Annotated in this window: 16 protein-coding genes and 1 tRNA gene; 12 read left to right on the forward strand and 5 right to left on the reverse strand. The window is 44.0% G+C overall.

Going from position 1 to position 18313, the window contains the following annotated elements:
* Positions 1–56 precede the first annotated feature (56 nt).
* The 3 genes from ACXACS_RS14285 (at position 57) to ACXACS_RS14295 (ending at position 5060) form a co-directional block, all read left to right on the forward strand.
* Positions 57–1580, forward strand: a complete 1524-nt coding sequence (locus tag ACXACS_RS14285) for an FAD-dependent oxidoreductase (protein WP_474807548.1) — start codon at positions 57–59, stop codon at positions 1578–1580.
* Between the two features lie 209 nt (positions 1581–1789).
* On the forward strand, positions 1790–2812 hold the full coding sequence (locus ACXACS_RS14290; protein ID WP_474807550.1) for an MBL fold metallo-hydrolase: 1023 nt from the start codon (positions 1790–1792) through the stop codon (positions 2810–2812).
* Between the two features lie 313 nt (positions 2813–3125).
* Complete coding sequence (locus tag ACXACS_RS14295; RefSeq protein ID WP_474807552.1) at positions 3126–5060, forward strand: EAL domain-containing protein; 1935 nt, start codon at positions 3126–3128, stop codon at positions 5058–5060.
* Positions 5061–5165: 105 nt separating this feature from the next.
* Here ACXACS_RS14295 and ACXACS_RS14300 read toward each other — a convergent pair whose 3' ends face one another.
* The 4 genes from ACXACS_RS14300 to ACXACS_RS14315 all read right to left on the reverse strand — a co-directional run bounded on the left by ACXACS_RS14300 (position 5166) and on the right by ACXACS_RS14315 (position 9080).
* The gene (locus ACXACS_RS14300; protein WP_474807554.1) at positions 5166–6893 is read right to left on the reverse strand and encodes a sensor domain-containing protein; all 1728 of its coding nucleotides are present in this window, start codon (positions 6891–6893) and stop codon (positions 5166–5168) included.
* Between the two features lie 215 nt (positions 6894–7108).
* A tRNA-Val gene (locus tag ACXACS_RS14305) sits at positions 7109–7185 on the reverse strand.
* A gap of 159 nt (positions 7186–7344) precedes the next feature.
* The gene (locus ACXACS_RS14310) at positions 7345–8418 is read right to left on the reverse strand and encodes a patatin-like phospholipase family protein (protein ID WP_474807556.1); all 1074 of its coding nucleotides are present in this window, start codon (positions 8416–8418) and stop codon (positions 7345–7347) included.
* A 233-nt stretch (positions 8419–8651) separates the two neighbouring features.
* The gene (locus ACXACS_RS14315) at positions 8652–9080 is read right to left on the reverse strand and encodes a MarR family winged helix-turn-helix transcriptional regulator (RefSeq protein WP_474807557.1); all 429 of its coding nucleotides are present in this window, start codon (positions 9078–9080) and stop codon (positions 8652–8654) included.
* Between the two features lie 220 nt (positions 9081–9300).
* Here ACXACS_RS14315 and hmgA point away from each other — a divergent pair, with 220 nt between their 5' ends.
* Both hmgA and hppD read left to right on the forward strand, forming a co-directional pair.
* Positions 9301–10596 carry a homogentisate 1,2-dioxygenase gene (hmgA, locus tag ACXACS_RS14320; RefSeq protein WP_474807559.1) on the forward strand — a complete coding sequence of 432 codons (1296 nt, stop codon included), beginning with the start codon at positions 9301–9303 and terminating at the stop codon, positions 10594–10596.
* 299 nt (positions 10597–10895) lie between these two features.
* Positions 10896–11969 carry a 4-hydroxyphenylpyruvate dioxygenase gene (hppD, locus tag ACXACS_RS14325; RefSeq protein ID WP_474807561.1) on the forward strand — a complete coding sequence of 358 codons (1074 nt, stop codon included), beginning with the start codon at positions 10896–10898 and terminating at the stop codon, positions 11967–11969.
* 195 nt (positions 11970–12164) lie between these two features.
* Here hppD and ACXACS_RS14330 read toward each other — a convergent pair whose 3' ends face one another.
* Positions 12165–12530: a VOC family protein gene (locus tag ACXACS_RS14330; RefSeq protein ID WP_474807563.1), complete on the reverse strand. Its 366-nt coding sequence runs from the start codon at positions 12528–12530 to the stop codon at positions 12165–12167.
* 623 nt (positions 12531–13153) lie between these two features.
* On the opposite strand from ACXACS_RS14330, the gene ACXACS_RS14335 reads away from it, so the two are divergent.
* The 7 genes from ACXACS_RS14335 (at position 13154) to ACXACS_RS14365 (ending at position 18242) form a co-directional block, all read left to right on the forward strand.
* Positions 13154–13543, forward strand: a complete 390-nt coding sequence (locus ACXACS_RS14335) for an ACT domain-containing protein (protein ID WP_474807565.1) — start codon at positions 13154–13156, stop codon at positions 13541–13543.
* 4 nt (positions 13544–13547) lie between these two features.
* Positions 13548–14048, forward strand: a complete 501-nt coding sequence (locus ACXACS_RS14340) for a PTS sugar transporter subunit IIA (RefSeq protein ID WP_474807567.1) — start codon at positions 13548–13550, stop codon at positions 14046–14048.
* Between the two features lie 233 nt (positions 14049–14281).
* Positions 14282–14629 carry an ArsC family reductase gene (locus ACXACS_RS14345; protein ID WP_474807569.1) on the forward strand — a complete coding sequence of 116 codons (348 nt, stop codon included), beginning with the start codon at positions 14282–14284 and terminating at the stop codon, positions 14627–14629.
* Positions 14623–15759, forward strand: a complete 1137-nt coding sequence (dapE, locus tag ACXACS_RS14350) for a succinyl-diaminopimelate desuccinylase (protein ID WP_474807571.1) — start codon at positions 14623–14625, stop codon at positions 15757–15759. Before ACXACS_RS14345 ends, dapE begins: the two co-directional genes overlap by 7 nt.
* Before the next feature lie 14 nt (positions 15760–15773).
* Positions 15774–16454 (forward strand): M15 family metallopeptidase, encoded by a 681-nt coding sequence (locus tag ACXACS_RS14355; protein ID WP_474807573.1) that lies wholly within the window; start codon positions 15774–15776, stop codon positions 16452–16454.
* Between the two features lie 14 nt (positions 16455–16468).
* A complete protein-coding gene (locus tag ACXACS_RS14360; protein WP_474807575.1) occupies positions 16469–16732 on the forward strand; it encodes a DUF2897 family protein in 264 nt (87 codons plus the stop codon).
* 196 nt (positions 16733–16928) lie between these two features.
* Positions 16929–18242, forward strand: a complete 1314-nt coding sequence (locus ACXACS_RS14365) for a dicarboxylate/amino acid:cation symporter (RefSeq protein WP_474807577.1) — start codon at positions 16929–16931, stop codon at positions 18240–18242.
* Positions 18243–18313 lie beyond the last annotated feature (71 nt).

Genomic DNA, 18313 nt, shown 5'->3' on the forward strand with positions numbered 1-18313 from the left:
GCATAAAAAATTGTCTTTAGTGGCTATAAAACAAAAGGCTCGGTGAGGTAGAAACTATGTCGCAGTATAGAATATGGGAATGTCAGGCTTGTGGTTGGCTATATGATGAGGAACAAGGCTGCCCTGAAGAAGGCTTACGTCCAGGTACTAAATGGGAAGACATTCCCGACGATTGGTGTTGCCCTGAATGCGGCATTAGTAAGTCTGATTTTCAAATGAAACAAGTGCCTGAGGTAAGCGATGTTGAGCATATAAACACTCAGAAGGCATCGCTCCCCCCCTTTGACAGTGAAGGCCCTGCAAGCACAAAGCCGTTAGCCAGCCAAGGAACTCAGCACAACGACGCAAGCGATGCTCCTATTGTGGTTGTCGGTTCGGGCATGGCGGGCGTTAACTTTGTGAAATCGTACCGTCAACACGACAAACATACGCCCATTGTTGTTATCTGTGCAGATGATGGCGCGGTTTACAGCAAGCCTCAGCTATCTAATGCTTATGCTCAACAAAAAAGTGTCGCTACGCTTACGCAAAGTTCGGCTTCGGATTTTTCACGCCAATATCGCGTTAGACTATTTACTAATACGTTGGTAGAACATATCGACACGTACGCTAAATGCTTGTTACTTCAAGGTGGCGGAGAGCAACCTTATGACAAGTTAGTTCTAGCGACAGGTTCATCGGCAATGACGCCAGCTATTGAGGGTAATGCAAGTCACAAGATTCGCGTTGTGAATAACCTCACGGATTATGGACAGTTCATTACCGACGCCGCGCATGCTCGCCACATTACGATCATGGGGGCTGGCTTAATTGGCTGTGAATTTGCTGATAACCTGCTGCTGGCAGGTGTTCATGTGAGTATTGTCGACCCTCAACCCAGTGCGCTCAACGCGCTGCTACCCAAAGAAGCTTCTACTTCACTCACTCATGCATTAGCAGAGGCAGGTGCAGCATTTCATTTTGACACTACTGTATCGCGTGTTGAAAATGATGGGCAGGGCGTAGAAGTGTTGCTTGCTAACGGCAAGCGATTTAAAAGCGACCTTGTGCTGTCAGCAATTGGTGTAAAGCCCAATATTGAGTTGGCGTTACGCGCTGACATTTCGTGTCAGCGAGGCATTTTAACCAATAGTAACCTAGAAACATCGGCACCAGATGTATTTGCCGTGGGAGACTGTGCGCAAGTTTCAACACAGCATGACGATGCAGGCGCCCATATAATTGCTGATAATAAGCCCGAGCGGGTTGGCGTAGTGCTGCCCTATGTCGCGCCATTACTGAATCAAGTTAAGTTACTGGCGTCAAACTTAGCCAACGAGAAAATGGACGAGAAGCAACCCGCGCATTTGTCCTACCCCATTATGCCCATTGTTGTAAAAACCAGCTGTCATCCTATAAACATGGTACTACCCACTCATACTCCTAGTGGTCGTAATCGTTGGGTAATTGAAGAACAAGACAATAAAGGTGTCAGTGCAAGGCTGCTGGATAGTAAATTCAATACCATTGGCTATGTGTTAACTGGTTGCTTTAATTCACCTAGTTCTGCGAAAGCATTCGCTCGACTCATCCCAGATTAGCTTCCCGTATTACAAAGTAATTGTGCTTCATAGTTAAATCTGTCAGTACAGCCCAAACTTCAGACAAAGCAACAAAAACTACACCCAACAGTTTACTTTTAACAAAGTTAGTTTATTATGAGTAAACTACACTGTGCAGTATACTTTTAATTTTAGGTGAGAGCATGCCCGTTTTTAATCGCACACGCTTTCTTGTTGGAGTTTTATTTATGACATCTTTCTGTGGTTCTTCAAACACCCTAGCTGCAAGCGCGTCACAACCAGAAAAATTCACTAATACGCATATCGAATATAAAACGACATGGCGAGACATGTGGAAAGTGACTAAAGCGTATTTTCGTGACAATAGAGATTCTGCAACGCCAACGTTTGACATACCCGTGTCGGCACTTACACCACAAATGCTTGACGCAGTTGCAGAAGATAGCGTGATAAAGCTGGGCCACTCTACTACCCTATTGAAACTTGCCGAGCGTTATATATTGATCGACCCAGTATTTAGTGAACGGGCGTCTCCCGTTCAATGGATGGGACCCAAGCGTTTCCACCAAACGCCAATTTCACTGGAAGACTTGCCTAAATTAGATGCCGTTATCATAAGTCACGATCATTACGACCATTTAGATAAGGGCAGTATTGAAATATTAAAAAACAAAGTGGACATGTTCATCACACCGCTAAAAGTAGGTAATCATTTACGTGACTGGGGTGTAGATGCAAACAGAATTGTTGAATTGGATTGGTGGCAAAACACTGAGATTGGCGATATTGAAATTGTCGCCACCCCGTCTCAGCATTTTTCGGGCCGAGGTTTATTTGATAAAGATGAAACCCTTTGGGCTAGCTGGGTGATCAAATCTTCAACTACGAATATTTTCTACAGCGGTGACTCGGGCTATTTTGAAGGCTTTAAAGCGATTGGAGATAAATATGGCCCGTTTGATTTGTCGATGATTGAAACCGGCGCGTACAATGAGCTATGGTCTGAGATTCATATGATGCCTGAAGAGAGCTTGCAAGCACATATTGATATTCAAGCCAGCGTTATGATGCCAGTGCACAACAGCACCTTTGATTTAGCGCTGCATAATTGGAACGAGCCCTTAATAAAAATTACTAAACTTGCCAGTGCCAAAGGTGTCCCTACCAGCATTCCGGTTTTTGGCGAAATAGTGCCTATAAAACATGCTGGTGAAGCGCCTAATAAGACATGGTGGCTGGATAACAGGTAAAACGTATAGGCAAGGTAAACGCTTTATTACTACTCGCTTAACATTTTGTTTTACTGTACATTTGTGGTTACATTGTATAATTCGCACTCATCCATCGTATAAGCTACAATTATGTTGAGCGTCGCGTTTTTAAGTACGGTTTTTAAGCATTGGTACCGCGCTTCGAGTGAAGGCTCAGTGCGTTTTTAAATATTGGCGCAGTGCGCTTTGAGTGTAAATTGCTCAGCGTGGTTTTGCATAATATTGCACAGTAAAGCTAAGTGACCACTAAAGCGAAAATCAATTTTTCAGTCGAAGGAGATAACTGCTAGTAATGAAGCTATCTAGCCAAACTAATTTGGGTATTGTAACCCTTTTGCTTTTAGCATTTACTGCATTGTCTGTCGCCGAATTACGTAAGTTGCAATTAAACGCGTCCGAGGCGGTAACGCTGCAGGCTGAAAAAAGTGCGTTAGTTTATAAGAAGGCTGTTGCTCAACAGGTTCCTCTTTCCCCTCAAGCCGAGCGTCTATTGCTTGAAACTCTACTAGAAAGTGCTGTGTCACAACCCAACATTTCTGCCGCATCGATTATTGGCGCAGACGGTAAAGAAGCGTTGAGCGCAAACGCCGTAAGTGAAAACACGGTGCCATCGTGGTATTCACTCGTTGACCCAAGCACTGCATATGTGAAGCGCGTCGCTTTATACAATAGTGAGAACAACCTCGTACTTACGGCGAGTAAAGGTACGCTTTCGGCTAGTTTCATCACTGTACTCGTTAAAAATATCGCTGCTTTTCTCGTCCTCGCAGTGCTTCTTTCACTTTTCGTTCTACTCGTCAACCGGCGCATAAAACGCCCCGTTGACGACACCGTAAAAAAGCTTAATGAAATTGGCAGCCATAATTTCACGTCGCCTGAAATATCGGCGTCGAGTGAAGATTTTAAGCCATTAACTGAAGCGGCAAACTCACTTGCAGGCACATTATCCACTAAATTCGATGAACTAAAGCGCCAATCAGAACTATTCAAAAAAGAAGCCAGTAAAGACTCGCTCACGATGCTAGCAAATAGAAGCGCTTTTGAGCGTCATATGCGCGCTCTATTAAATGAAAATGCTTCTGCGCAAGAAAAAGAGCTTATTATTGTCAGACTAGCTCACCTAGGCAGTATAAATACAAAATTGGGTATGGTACCGGGCGATAATTACATTAAAGCGGTGGCAAACATTTTGGTAGAAGAAACCAAAAACAACCACAATATCCGCTTTATATTTCGATTGTCGGGCGGTGATTTCGCACTCATTAGCGAAGCAATGGAAAGCGCAGCACGAGAAGTTATGCTTAACAATCTCGCGAAGCAATGTTTAAGCGCGTCACCGCTTCGAGATGGAACAAAAGCAACCTTCATGGGGATCACGCGGTTTGTCGGTACTATGACAATGCCGCAAATCATGGAAAGTGTAGATAGCGCTCTTATTACTGCAATGAAAACCCAAAGTGGCTGGCAGCTGGCATCTGAAATATCAAAAGTGCATAGCAATACCCAGTGGCGTGAGCGACTGAATTACATTGTGTCTCAACAGTACGCAGATATTATGATACAGCCTGTAATGAACACAGACCAAAACGTTCCCGCCTATTACGAAGCATCAGGACGCTTCAAAGATAAGGACACGAATGACGTAATTCCTATGGCGCAGCTGATTCCGGCCTCGGAGCGATTAGATCTTATCCCACAGGTAGACAAGCTTGTCACTACTATCGTACTGAAAAAGTTAGAGGTAACCTCACAACATGTTGCTGTGAACTTGAGCATAGCTTCCATTGCGAATACTGAGTTTAGAGACTGGTTAGTGAAAGAAATCGCTAAGCGCAAGGCCCTAAGCCATCGACTGTTTTTTGAAGTAGAAGATGCCGCTTTAATTCAGTATAGAGAGGTTACAGAATCGCTTTGCCGCCAGTTAATTAGCATAGGCTGTGGAATTACCATTGAGCGTTTTGGTGATAATTTTGCTTCACTATCTGGCCTTCGGGCGATACAACCGCAGTTTGTAAAACTCTCTGGCAGGCTAACGCAAGGCATTCACACAAATAAAGACAACCAGCTATTTGTTTCAAGCCTTGTTAGCATAGCCAAAGGCTTGAACATAAAGGTAATATCCGAAATGGTAGAAAACGAAGCGGAATCGGTGGCGTTGAATAAGCTAGGGGTTGATCATCAGCAGGGCTACTATTTTGCAAAGCCATCACTGTGGAATGTGTATTAATACAGCGCTTTTTGATGATACTTGATAGGCGTTTACCGTGAACGAATGTGTGAAGACGGCACGGATGTGTGAAAAATACTTAGCGCCTTAAACGACTTTTTAAACCTAACGACTTTGCTCCTTATATAAGCTCTCTATGGCGTCAGCGCTTATTGGCCTTGAATACAGATAGCCTTGTACAAATTCTACATTTAGGGATTTACAATAGTCAGATTGGCTTTCTGTTTCCACTCCTTCCACAACAATCTTCAAGTTTAGCTTATGGCCCACGTTAACTATGGCTGCCATTAATGCACTGTCGTACTCATTTTCTGGAGCGCCCTCTAGAAAAGAGCGATCAATTTTAAGATGTGTAACCGGAAAATGCTTCAAATAACTTAGTGAAGAATAGCCAGTCCCGAAATCGTCAATTGAGATTTCCACGCCTAAATCCCGCTGTGCTCGAAGATCTTCTAAAATAGTACTGTCTGATTTTATTAGCACGTTTTCAGTAAGCTCTAAACCGATATCTTTAGGTTGCAAGTTGTATTCGTCGCGACAAGCAGTAAGGCATTTAAAATACGAGCTTTTTTCTAGCTCTTTGCCTGACACGTTTATATCGATACGAATTTCAATACCTTTTTGCTTCCATTCTTGCGCCTGTTGGCACGCTTTTCTAAGCACCCAGTTTCCTATATCGCCTATAAGCTCACCGCGTTCAGCGATAGGTATAAATACATCAGGAGGTACGGCTTTGGTTTTATCTACAGGGCACCATCTAAGCAGTGCTTCACATGAAGTAAACCTACCGGTGTTACAATCGACTTGGGGCTGAAATACAAGTTTAAATTCATCATTGCGCAGCGATTCCCGTAAGTTAACTGCTACGTTTCTTTGCTCGCGAAGCCGCTGACTTAGTGCGCTTGTGAAAAAATGATACCTGTTACGACCTTCAGCCTTCGCTTGGTACATAGCTGCATCAGCATGCTTAAGAAGGTCGTCAATCACATCGCCATCACGAGGATACAAACTGATGCCAATGCTAGAGGTAATATGGACATTTTCAGTACTTAGCGCAAAGCTCTCACGAAAACAGTCGGACAGGGTTTTAGCGATTTCCTCACACTTAATTTCGCAGCTTACATCGTTAGCCAAGTAAACAAACTCATCGCCACCAAATCGGGCTAGTACCCCGTTGGTGCTGTCAATGCAGCCTGACAAGCGCTTGGCAACTGATTTTAGAAGTTCATCACCCCAACTATGCCCTAGGGTATCGTTAACCTCTTTAAACATATCTAAGTCGATAAAAAACAACGCAAAACCTGTGTTAGACGACCTTGCATCTTCAATAACAGAGGTTAAACATAGCTCTAGCGCGCGCCTGTTGGGCAAGTTAGTGAGTAAGTCAGTTGACGCCATTAGCTCTAGCTCTTGACGTATCTCGTGCTGTTCAGTTAAGTCAATATCAACACAATACATCTCTGGCGAATCAGTGCCTTGCTTTAACATTACGTGAGAAGAAAAAACGTGGATGGGTTTACCGCCCTTTTTCTTTAACACCAACTCATCGGAGAGGATAGGCTCACCGAACTCTATCCAGCGCTGATGAAGTCTGATAACGTCATCTCGCATAAAGTTTGGGATAATGAGGTCTTCAAGCTTTTTACCCAACGCTTCGGTTTCGCTGTAGCCATAAATATCTTCACTTGATTTATTCCAGTAAATGACGTTTCTGTTCTTGTCGTACCCTTGCACGGATACCTTTGGTAAGGCACTAATAAGCTCCAGGAACCGCCTCTCGGCAGCACCATGTTGTCCAAACAACAGGGGCTCTTCGTATCTCTGTAAGCTCATCGTACTCCCGTAACTACTGTTTAAGTACTCAGCGTAAGAAAAAAATTATCAGCACTATTTCAGTGTAGCCTAAAACCAGTAATTAGATGGTCTTATAAGATACAATACTGAACACGGATGAATAAATGAATACTGTAACTGCCTATACACCATACCGTGTCAATAGAACAAGTAGGATACGACAAAGGTTGCAATCTTTGTGATGGAAAAATAGATGGTGCGTCTACCCTGATTCGAACAGGGGACCTCTACCATGTCAAGGTAGCGCTCTAACCAACTGAGCTATAGACGCATTTAGAAATTTTGTTGCACCTGTGAGGTGGGCGATTGCCAGACAACGGCGCGTATAATACTGAGCATAGGCGCCACCTGCAAGAAAAACTTATTAAAAGAAGGTTCAAGTGACTAATTTGACAGCAATTAGCCATTTACTTAAAGAATTGCAGTTCCTTTATATCATTTTAAAAGGAAGTGGCTTGATAGCGTCAACTAAGGTCCCGTCGTTTACAGCACGCATAAAGTATTCACCCAACCTGTCGGTTTCCTTGAGCACCGTTTGCCAGTATTTAATGCGCGTGTCAGCATCGAGCACTTCAAAGTCTTTCCTGTCTGGAATTTTGCTGTAAGGCAAATTTGCTACAAAAGACGCTGAAGGAACTAACATCACTACATTATCGTAGCTTGAACTATGGGGCACCCTGCCCTTTAAGCCCTTATCAAACCATCCTGGGATAGGCTTATCGTAAAAATGCGGGTACAGCACTAATCCGTCGTCAGGTCCAAATGACAAATCGAAATGGTAGTCGATAATACCGCCATCGCGATACATACCTACAGGTGCACCTTCTATTTCCGGTACACCTTCAATCACAATGGGAATAGAACCCGATGCAAGTAACGCAGAGTGTATATTCCCCTGTGTTAGATCATGGTACTTAGTAGGAAGCTGGTAAGGGTCGTTAATGGCAAAGTCCGTATTCGGGGTAGAAAAGACATAACGTGTGTATAAGCGCGACAAATTTTTGCGATTAACTGTGTTAGCCGCTGCGCTCATAGCTAAGCCCGAAAGCTGCCTGAATTTACTTTCAAAACGGGTAGCCCCTAAACACTTAGCAACAATAAGGTGGGCTTTGAAGCGAGAATTAGACAGCACCTCTTGCTTGCCCGCGTCGTTTACCATTTCTTTCAACAAGTCTTCGGCTTTAGCGGTGATTTCTCTCGGTGTTGGTTTTTCGCTGTACGTTGTAGTCGAGTAAGAAGTCGCTAGACGGTTTATAGCAGCCAACGGGTCGTCTTGAACAGCGCAAATTGCACGGAACGCCCCCGCAGATGAACCTATAACATGTATTTGATGGTCAATATTGGCAAACCATTCAGGAAATAGCACGCGGTCTAAGCCAGCAAGTGAAAACCATTTAGGGCCGCCAGAAGCCCCTAAAAAATAGCTGAACAACTCTGGCGTAAACCCGTTTTTCATTATGGTTTCACGTGCTTTTTTACCTGCGTATATATCTAGGGGGGCCACTCAATTTCCTTGCTAAGTTTTCTTAATGAAGCTCTTATAAATGCTTTGCTACAAGCGCTGACTAATAGCGACTGCTGAATATTTATAGGGCAAAAAGCTATGAATAATAGACGCCACTGCTGCGTCATTTGATTAGTTCAGAGGAATTTAACAGTTAAAGGGATAAAAGTAATCTTTATGGCGTGTAACACACGTCTGCTCAGACCAGACCCATCAAGGATTTCACCCGAATTTTAAGGCTTGAGCGCATCTATCACTTTTAGAAATATTTGGTACTCAGCGTCAGTGATATTTTCTAATCGCCTATTTTGCCAGCGGATGATTCTCGGTAACAAGGTTTGGTAAATTTGCACACCTTTTATAGACAGTGAAATAAAGGTGGCGCGTTTGTCATCTTCACAGGAGCGTTTATGGATAGCGTCTCGTTTCGCCAGTCGCTCTAGCGCTCGTGAAACTTGAACCTTGTCAAGATGCGTCGCCATAGCGAGTTCTTTTGCCGTTAGCGAAAACTCTTGCGCACTATCGATGGTAGCACCTAACGTGGCTAGAATACGCCACTCTGGGACAGTGAGATTAAAGTCAGCATATTCTTTTGCGAGCGACTCACTTAAACCACTGGCTAACATGGCTACCTTGTAGGCCAGCATGTCTTCTAGCTTCATGTGCTATTTCCTTTTATAAAAGAAAGCCAGTTAACGCCTATTACTAAAGGTGTAAAGCTAGCGTACCAACACCTGCTTTACCCTTAACCCGCCAACTGTCTGCCTATTATTGATTTACATTTCATTTACCTCTAGCCTAAAACATATAGTTTCATTTGTAACTACTTTATTATTGATTCGGGAACAGGATCCAACACTGAGCCCGCCTATTGGAGGGTATATGGAAAACTTGTCTTATTTAACGGGCTTTAACAATGAGCACGAGACTGAAGCGCTGCCAGGCGCACTTCCTAAAGGCCAGTTCAGCCCACAGAAAGTGAACTATAAGCTTTATGCTGAACAGTTTAGCAGTACTGCATTTACTGCTCCTAGGGCTGAGAATCGCCGCAGCTGGACGTATCGTCTGCGCCCATCTATCGCAATGGGGGACTTTGTAAGAATTGATAATGGCTTGGTAAGAACTGCCCCAGAGACTGACGTGCATTGCCCACCTAATGTATTGAGATGGAGTCCAATACCGCTCCCTGAACAAGACATTGATTTTGTAGATTCGCTAATTACCATTGCCACAAACGGTGATGCCAAGACGCAAGTGGGTATGGGCATTCACTGCTACAGTGCTAATGCAAATATGCAAAACCGTGTTTTCTATTCATCTGATGGTGAAATGCTTATTGTCCCTCAACTTGGCGACATGCTCATTACCACCGAATTCGGCAAGCTCAATTTGTCTGTGGGTGAAATTGCGGTTATCCCTCGTGGTGTTCGTTACGCTGTTAACCCTACTAATGGCCCGATTCGCGGGTATGTTTGCGAAAACTACGGCCACCCTTTTGTATTGCCTGAACGCGGCCCGGTTGGCGCAAATGGCTATGCTAACCAACGAGACTTTTGTTACCCCACGGCTTGGTTTGAAGATAACGATACGCCTCATACCATGATCAACAAGTTCTGCGCTAATCTATTTGAAGCGCAACTTGATCATTCGCCCTTTGATGTGGTGGCTTGGGTAGGTAACTCTGCACCTTACAAATACGATCTTTCTCGTTTCAACGTAATGAATACCGTGAGTTTCGATCACCCTGATCCGTCTATTTTCACCGTACTTACCTCACCGTCTGAGCTAGAGGGTACAGCCAACGTAGACTTCGTTATTTTTCCACCAAGGTGGATGGTAGCAGAAAATACCTTTCGCCCACCGTATTACCACAGAAACATCATGAGTGAATTTATGGGGCTTATTGAAGGTACGTACGATGCAAAAGAACACGGCTTCGTGCCGGGGGGTATGAGTCTCCACAACTGCATGACCCCTCATGGACCTGAAGCGGAAGTTTTTGAAAAAGCATCTAACGCTGATTTAGCCCCCCAGCGCTACGAAAACACATTGGCATTTATGTTTGAGTCTCGCTATGCCATTGCACCGACGGAATTTGCTTTAAATAATGACATTCGCCAACGGGACTATTTGGCGTGTTGGAAAGGTCTTAAGAAATATTATGATGGGCAGAAGTAGACGCGCGACTCCCACTGATGCTTACAAGTATTAAAAGGTTTACTTGTTTTGCTACCTGTATCAATTTATGAACACAGGAATCGGCCGTAAAACTTGTTATATAAATAATAATTTCAATAGGTTAGAGCGTGTCTATTTGCTCTAACCTAAGGTTACAGCCACAGGTGAAAACTAAACGTTACAGCCTCGCTTTCCATTCGCAAAAAGGTCATACACGCTACCTATTGCTTGCTTTTTCACTGCAGCTTTACAATCGAGCAACAATTATAAAGTATGATTTACGTTGAGGATGTATTGCTATGGCTGATTTGTTTGAAAACCCAATTGGTTTGGATGGGTTTGAATTTCTAGAGTTCACTGCGCCAGAAAAAGGCATACTGGAGCCTATCTTTGAAGCGATGGGCTTTACCCTTGTCGCACGCCACAAATCAAAAGACGTCGAGCTATGGCGTCAGGGCGACATCAACCTACTGAGTAACTACGAAAAAGACTGTCATGCAGGCTACTATGCTGAAGAGCACGGTCCTTCAGCGTGTGGCATGGCTTTTCGCGTTAAAGATTCCCAGCACGCTTATAAAGAAGTACTTACTCGCGGTGCACAGCCTATGGACACACACACGGGCCCAATGGAATTGAAACTCCCTGCAATAAAAGGCATTGGTGGTGCCATGCTGTACCTTATTGACCGTTATGAAGGCGAGAACACTATCTATGATATCGACTTCAACTGGATTGAAGGGGTAGATCGCCACCCTGAAGGATGCGGATTCCATACCCTCGACCACCTTACCCACAATGTGTATCGCGGTCGCATGGATTTCTGGGCAGGATTTTACGAAAAGCTATTTAATTTCAGAGAAATTCGCTACTTCGACATTAAAGGGGAATATACCGGCCTACTGTCGAAAGCTATGACAGCGCCAGACGGTAAAATTCGAATTCCGCTAAACGAAGAAGCGGTTGGCGGTGGCGGCCAAATCGAAGAATTCTTAATGAAGTATAACGGTGAAGGTATACAGCATATCGCTTTTGCTTGTGACGACCTAGTGGCGTGCTTAGATAAGCTGAAAGCAAGAGGCATGAAGTTTATGACCCCTCCGCCCAATACCTATTATGAAATGCTGGAAGAGCGCTTGCCTGGTCATGGTGAGAACGTTGACGAGCTTCAAAAACGCGGTATTTTGCTTGATGGTACTACCGAGAATGGAGAACCTCGCTTGTTACTTCAGATTTTCTCTGAAACCGTATTTGGCCCGGTATTCTTTGAATTTATTCAGCGCAAGCAGGATGAAGGTTTTGGAGAGGGTAACTTCAAAGCTCTGTTTGAATCTATTGAACGGGATCAAGTTAACCGCGGTGTGCTGAACAAGTAGCCCCGACACAAAAAAGTAACCCCGGGCGTATTTAGCAAGCGAGCGCGTAACGCTGAGCAAGTAATCCCGTCGCGCTAGGCGAGCTAAATCGCTTAGTAGGCTGTCGAAAAAAGCAGCGAGTAGCTCTACACGCTGCTTTTTAATTTTTCGATTTTAGAGCGCTATTTCTAATCGTAGTGATTATTTAATCCCTGCTTAGCTTTGTCCTTTTTCATAAAGCGCACATGCTGCACCACTTGGGTCAGTAATTACACAAAAGCTGTCTTTGCCATGGTGGCGTATGTCACCCACCTGCTTTCCGCCCTTTTCAATAACCGCATTTAAAGCTGACTCGAGGTTTTCCACCGTGAAATAGTTAATCCACCCGCCTGGGTACTGCGCATTAACACCTTGCTTATGACAAATACCGCCTACTGGCGTACCGTCAGGCTTCAACATGACGTAATCGTTGTAGCCTCCCATATCAATGGGTTCTTTCTTCCACCCCATCACTGCTTCATAAAAGCTGACGAGCTCATCTGCGTTTTCTACAGTTATATCGCACCATGAAGAATCTGACATTGTTTTTTTCTCTTTTGTTAGAGTTAGGAATAAGGTCAATCGCTTTCGTAAAAGCTTAGGCTAAACGTGCAATAAAACTGTTTTGCTATAGCTGTTTTGTTATAACTGAATCATGCTTTTGCTGTGCTTTGACCCGACGTTTGTTCTTACTTTTGCCTCAAGCCTTAACCCAAATCTTGTTCTTGTACTTTGGAGAAAACCCTCCACCTTGTTTCTGACTTTAGTACTTTCCGAATTATTTGTTAAATAAAAGATCGATTTAACTTACTCACGGTTTTAAACAAAAGTTTTTAAGCGGTAGATCCCTGGTAAGTCGTCGCTTATTACTGTTCTAAATTTTTTAAAAAAGTGACGCTTGTCAAGCTAAGAAATTGCAAAATGACCAAACATTTTTTATTTTAGTTGTAGACATGACCTGTGGAAAATGCTTGTAAAATAGAGAATGTTATCCACTGAACATTGTTTGTACAGTTTATTTAATTATTTAATATCAACAACTTACAATAAGACCCCAAACTACTCAACAAACTTATCCACAGATTAAGTGGATAACACGTAGCACTTAATCACAGTTAGTGGTTTAATGTGAATATCTTCGAAGTTATCTTTTTTCCGATTTTTTCATGCCAAAACAAACACTGCTAGTTAGAGAATCTTTGTTTACAATTCATAGCCTGGATCCAGAAAGTGATATCCCAGCCTCTGTACTCAATAGCCCGCTCTTTTTTCTGGGTAAAACAGAAGATGAATTGTCTATCGTTGTGCCAGACTCTATCAATGTTCCCTCCCTTGATAGCGACGAAGGTTGGCGTGCACTCGAGCTGCTAGGGCCTTTGCATTTGTCTATGGTAGGGATCATGGCACAAATAGGCGAAGTATTAGCATCGGCTAAGGTGGCAATTTTCGTTGTCTCAACCTTTGATACTGATTTCTTTCTAGTAAAAGATAACAAACTAAAAGATGCTATTAGCGCCCTCAAAGGCGCGGGTTATACAGTAAGTCAGGACATTTAAAACCGTGAACGCTAAGCAATTGCAGTGCCCGCCAAACAGTTATACCAAGCAATTCGTCATCTTAAGTCCATTTTCGGGGCAGGTAGTATCACTTTGCGATATTGACGACCCTTTTTATAAAAATGGGCTTATGGGGCCAGGCGCCGCCATAAGTTCTAATTCAAATTCCGTGATTTCGCCTTTCGCTGGCAAAGTTTTAAGCGTTTCGCCGCTAGACTATGCTATCGATATACAGTCTACCGCTGGTCTTAAATGCAAAATTAAATACGGCGGTGATACAACTCATCTGCATGGCGCACAATTTGTCTGCGCGTTGAAGCGCGGCGACCAAATTAAACCCAACCAGGTACTTTTTACTGTAAATGCCGCATGGCTGAAACAACGTGGTGTAAGCAACACGTGTGCGCTAACCTTGCTTAATGCCCAAGCGCTTACCGGTGTGCTGTCCACCCACCAAAAATTTGTAGAAGCCGGTGAAGACACACTTCTAACACTCTATCTATAACTTCATTCTTAACCTAAATATGGGTTTTCACTTCCAAAAACCAACGCCAGTGAGTTTAACAACGTATCAACTGCTTGTATGATGTAGCGAATAAGAAAAGTCGACAGCTGAAATACTGTTGGTGCGCAAGACGCGCTTAGCGTTTTTCTTTTTATGCACCGGCATAAATACTGGGCTTCATGGCACGCTACCAGCAGTGCCTTTATCAACAAAGTAGTACGGAATAAATTACCATGAGCACAATCCTTTATGGGATCCCAAACTGTGACACCATTAAAAAAGCGAAAAAATGGTTAGCAGATAACGATATCCCGTTCACCTTTCACGATTACCGTAAAGACGGTATCGACAACGATTTCCTTGTACGCGCTGAGTCTGAGCTTGGCTGGGAAACCATGTTAAACAAACGTGGAACAACCTATCGCCAGCTAGAAGAGCAAGAAAAAGCAAGCTTAGATAAAGACAAAGCGCTCGCTTTGCTAGAGCTTCATCCCGCTATGGTTAAACGCCCTATTCTGTATCACAACAATGCTTTTCACATTGGTTTTAAGCCTGCACAGTATGAGGAAATATTTTGTTAAACGACTCTGTTATTGAAATTGCCAAGCAACTCATAAATCGCCGCTCTGTAACGCCCTATGATGCAGGCTGCCAAGAAGCCATGGGCGAGTTTTTAGGCGCTTTGGGGTTTGACAATGAAACTATGGTGTTTGAAGACACCACTAACCTTTGGTCTCGCCGAGGAAAAGAAGGCCCTGTATTTTGTTTTGCAGGCCATACCGATGTGGTACCAAGCGGCCCGGAGTCAGCATGGAAAACACCACCATTTACGGCGACAGAAGTTGATGGCTATTTGCACGGGCGCGGCGCGGCCGACATGAAAGGCAGCCTTGCTGCTATGCTAGTCGCCACCCGTGAATTTGTGAACAAATATCCTGATCACAAGGGAAGCATTGCTTACCTGATTACGAGCGACGAAGAAGGCCCATTTATTAACGGTACTACACGCGTTATCGACACCCTAGAAGCGCGAAATGAAAAAATTGACTGGTGTATTGTTGGTGAACCTTCTTCAACAGACGAAGTTGGTGATATTGTCAAAAATGGTCGTAGAGGCTCATTAACGGGTGATCTAGTTGTAAAGGGCGTGCAAGGCCATGTTGCCTACCCTCACCTAGCTAACAACCCTGTGCACAGCGCCATGGCAGCCCTTGATGAATTAGCAAAATCACATTGGGATAACGGCAACGACTTCTTCCCACCCACCAGCTTTCAGATTTCGAATATTCACGCAGGTACAGGTGCAGGTAATGTAATACCAGGCGAACTTCACGTTTGCTTCAACTTCCGCTTTTCGACAGAAGTGACCGACCAACTTCTTATTGAACGTGTCACCGCTATTTTAGACGCCCACGATTTTGAGTACGAGATAAACTGGACCTTTAATGGACAACCATTTTTGACCGACACAGGCGCGCTATTAGAAGCAACCCAAGGTGCGATTGCTGCAGTTAAAGGTACGCCTACAGTACTCTCTACTGCTGGCGGCACATCTGACGGCCGCTTTATTGCACCTACGGGGGCACAAGTTATTGAGCTAGGCCCGGTTAACGCCACTATTCACAAAATTGACGAGTGCGTAAAAATGGCTGACCTAGAGCAACTTGCAGATATGTACTTCGGTATCTTAGAACGCTTGCTGGCTAAATAGCTTTTTTGTCTTACATGAATCAGATTCCGCAACAAGCATGGCTAGGCCAGCACAACGACTACCTTGTTGATGCTGGCAATGGCCATAGGCTTCATCAAGACGTTATTTCGCCCTTTCTTGCTATGCAAGATGCTGCGCACAATGACGGCATAGACTTACAGTTAGTCAGTAGCTTTCGCGATTTTGACCGGCAAACCGCCATTTTTAACCGTAAATGGACGGGGCAGGCGCAGCTTCTTGATGTTAACGGCACAGCACTTCCTTTCGAAACGCTAAGTGACGATGAAAAACTCCATGCTATTTTGACCTGGTCTGCGCTACCTGGCGGCAGTCGTCATCATTGGGGTACCGATGTTGACGTTTATGACAGAGCTGCTGTGCACAATTGGGACGGCACCTTTAACCTTGTAGAAAGCGAATATCTTAGTGGCGGCCCCTGCCATAACCTTTCCTGTTGGCTAGCTGATAATATGGAACAGTTCGGTTTCTACCGTCCTTTCTCTGTCAATAGTGGTGGTGTTGCCGTTGAACCTTGGCATTTGAGCTTTAAAAGTACTGCAAGTACCTTTGAAAGTGCAAGGAACCTAGACGGTTTCACACAAGCTATCGAACAAAGCGGTATAGAAGGTAAATCGTGTATTTTGCCGCAGCTGCCTAACTTGTATAATCGCTACGTTTTGAACAAAGGGCGCTAGCCTACGGAATCCTTATGAGTACTACCTGGGTCATTATCGTTATTGTTTTAGTATTAGGCGTAGTTATTGGAAATATCACGTTACTCAAATACAGTGCTAAGTTTAAATTCCCTACCCCCTCCAAGCCTTTTGAGGATGACGAAGACGGTGACGAGTACGGCAATCCAAACAAAGACGCTACTCGCCCACATGCCGAGAATGAAACGGCGGGCGACCATGCTTCGTTGACACAAACAAATAATGGTAGTGGCGACAACGACAAGAAACCCGTGAAATAGCTTTTTCATTTAACTCTATTATCGCTCATTACCGTCCTTTATCGATAGTGACGCTTGAAGCGAGCACCTAACCCAATTTTTTTAGTTAGGCGCTTTTAGTCAACATGTGCATCAAAGGATGTCGATTAGGCTAGTTGCTAGCACAGACCACTCACTATCTTTCCATCACATAAATACACTCTACGAGGTTCTAGACGTGTCTAATAAACAATCCTTACTTGCCAATATCGGCGTACAAGTTGTCATTGCTATGGTCATTGGTACTGCCGTTGGTGCCTTTATGGGTGAAAGCGCCGAAATGTTCGCACCTTTGGGAGCTATTTTTATTAACCTGATAAAAATGTTGGTTATTCCACTGGTTGCTGTGGCGCTTATCTCAGGTGCAGCCGGGCTTGGCAACAGCACCAACGCGGGAAAAGTGGGGCTATCTACCCTAGCCTATTTTGGTTTAACCTCTGCTCTAGCTGTAGGGCTTGCGCTAATAATGGGCGAAGTGTTTAAGCCAGGTATCGGTATTGATGTATCATCAGTACAAGGCATGTTCTCTGGCGAATACGCATCTAAAGGTGAACTCCCCTCTTTTTGGGCAACCGTGACAGGCATGATCCCGACCAATGTGTTTGCATCATTAACTAACGCAAACATTCTGCAAATTTTGGTGTTTTGCTTATTCTTCGGTCTTGCCCTTTCCAAACAGCCGAAAAAGAACCGTGAGCCTATTTTAAATGGAGTAAACACCATTGTTGATGCCATGGTGTGGATGATTAACTGCGTAATGAAAATTGCCCCTATCGGCGTTTTCGGCTTAATGGCAGAGGCTGTAGGCACATTCGGTTTTGCCGCGCTTATGGTGGTGTTCAAACTTTTCTTAGTGTTTACTGCTGCTATTTTAGTGTTTGGTTTTGTGGTCTACCCCCTACTGGTTCAACTATTTACAAAAACATCGGCTAAGTCTTTTCTTGTTGCGATGAAAAAGCCGCAAGCAGTGGCGCTATCAACTGCTTCATCTATGGCAACGCTACCAGTTACTATGAATACTGTTGAAAACGAGCTAGGTGTAAGAAATGCAACGGCGTCGTTTGTACTGCCTTTAGGTGCTACCATTAATATGAGCGGAAACGCTATTTATTACGGCCTAGTCGCGGTGTTTTTTGCACAGCTTTTCAATATCGATTTATCCATGGGCGCCTATGTTGCCATTATCCTGACTTCTACTCTTGGCGCCGTTGGTCAAGCAGGGGTACCTGGCCCGTCATTCTTGGTCGTTGCCGTGTTACTTGCTGCAGGCATACCTATTGAGGGCTTACCCTTGTTGTTTGCCCTCGACAGAATTTTCGACATGATCCGTACCGCGCTAAACATTACCGGTGATGCGGCTTGTGCCGTAATTATTGATGAAATTGCTATTGATAAAACTAACGCTGACGATAGTGCTATTGATAAAGCTGACATTAATGATAATGCTGGCGATGCAACTTTCAAAGAGAAGATGGGCACAGATAAAAGCTAGATACATGTGCACTCAATTGGTAGTGAAACTACCAAGATGGAAATGAGCTTTATAGCAAAAGAAAAAGGTGG

It is taken from the genome of Alteromonas sp. AWM4_230 (assembly GCF_056158305.1).

What these genes read in the sequence shown, in the direction of transcription:
- ACXACS_RS14295 (WP_474807552.1), top strand. Translation starts at nt 3,126, where the DNA reads ATGAAGCTATCTAGCCAAACTAATTTGGGTATTGTAACCCTTTTGCTT.
- ACXACS_RS14330 (WP_474807563.1), bottom strand. Translation starts at nt 12,530, where the DNA reads ATGTCAGATTCTTCATGGTGCGATATAACTGTAGAAAACGCAGATGAG.
- ACXACS_RS14345 (WP_474807569.1), top strand. Translation starts at nt 14,282, where the DNA reads ATGAGCACAATCCTTTATGGGATCCCAAACTGTGACACCATTAAAAAA.
- ACXACS_RS14285 (WP_474807548.1), top strand. Translation starts at nt 57, where the DNA reads ATGTCGCAGTATAGAATATGGGAATGTCAGGCTTGTGGTTGGCTATAT.
- ACXACS_RS14290 (WP_474807550.1), top strand. Translation starts at nt 1,790, where the DNA reads ATGACATCTTTCTGTGGTTCTTCAAACACCCTAGCTGCAAGCGCGTCA.
- ACXACS_RS14360 (WP_474807575.1), top strand. Translation starts at nt 16,469, where the DNA reads ATGAGTACTACCTGGGTCATTATCGTTATTGTTTTAGTATTAGGCGTA.
- ACXACS_RS14315 (WP_474807557.1), bottom strand. Translation starts at nt 9,080, where the DNA reads ATGAAGCTAGAAGACATGCTGGCCTACAAGGTAGCCATGTTAGCCAGT.
- hmgA (WP_474807559.1), top strand. Translation starts at nt 9,301, where the DNA reads ATGGAAAACTTGTCTTATTTAACGGGCTTTAACAATGAGCACGAGACT.
- ACXACS_RS14335 (WP_474807565.1), top strand. Translation starts at nt 13,154, where the DNA reads ATGCCAAAACAAACACTGCTAGTTAGAGAATCTTTGTTTACAATTCAT.
- ACXACS_RS14355 (WP_474807573.1), top strand. Translation starts at nt 15,774, where the DNA reads ATGAATCAGATTCCGCAACAAGCATGGCTAGGCCAGCACAACGACTAC.
- ACXACS_RS14300 (WP_474807554.1), bottom strand. Translation starts at nt 6,893, where the DNA reads ATGAGCTTACAGAGATACGAAGAGCCCCTGTTGTTTGGACAACATGGT.
- hppD (WP_474807561.1), top strand. Translation starts at nt 10,896, where the DNA reads ATGGCTGATTTGTTTGAAAACCCAATTGGTTTGGATGGGTTTGAATTT.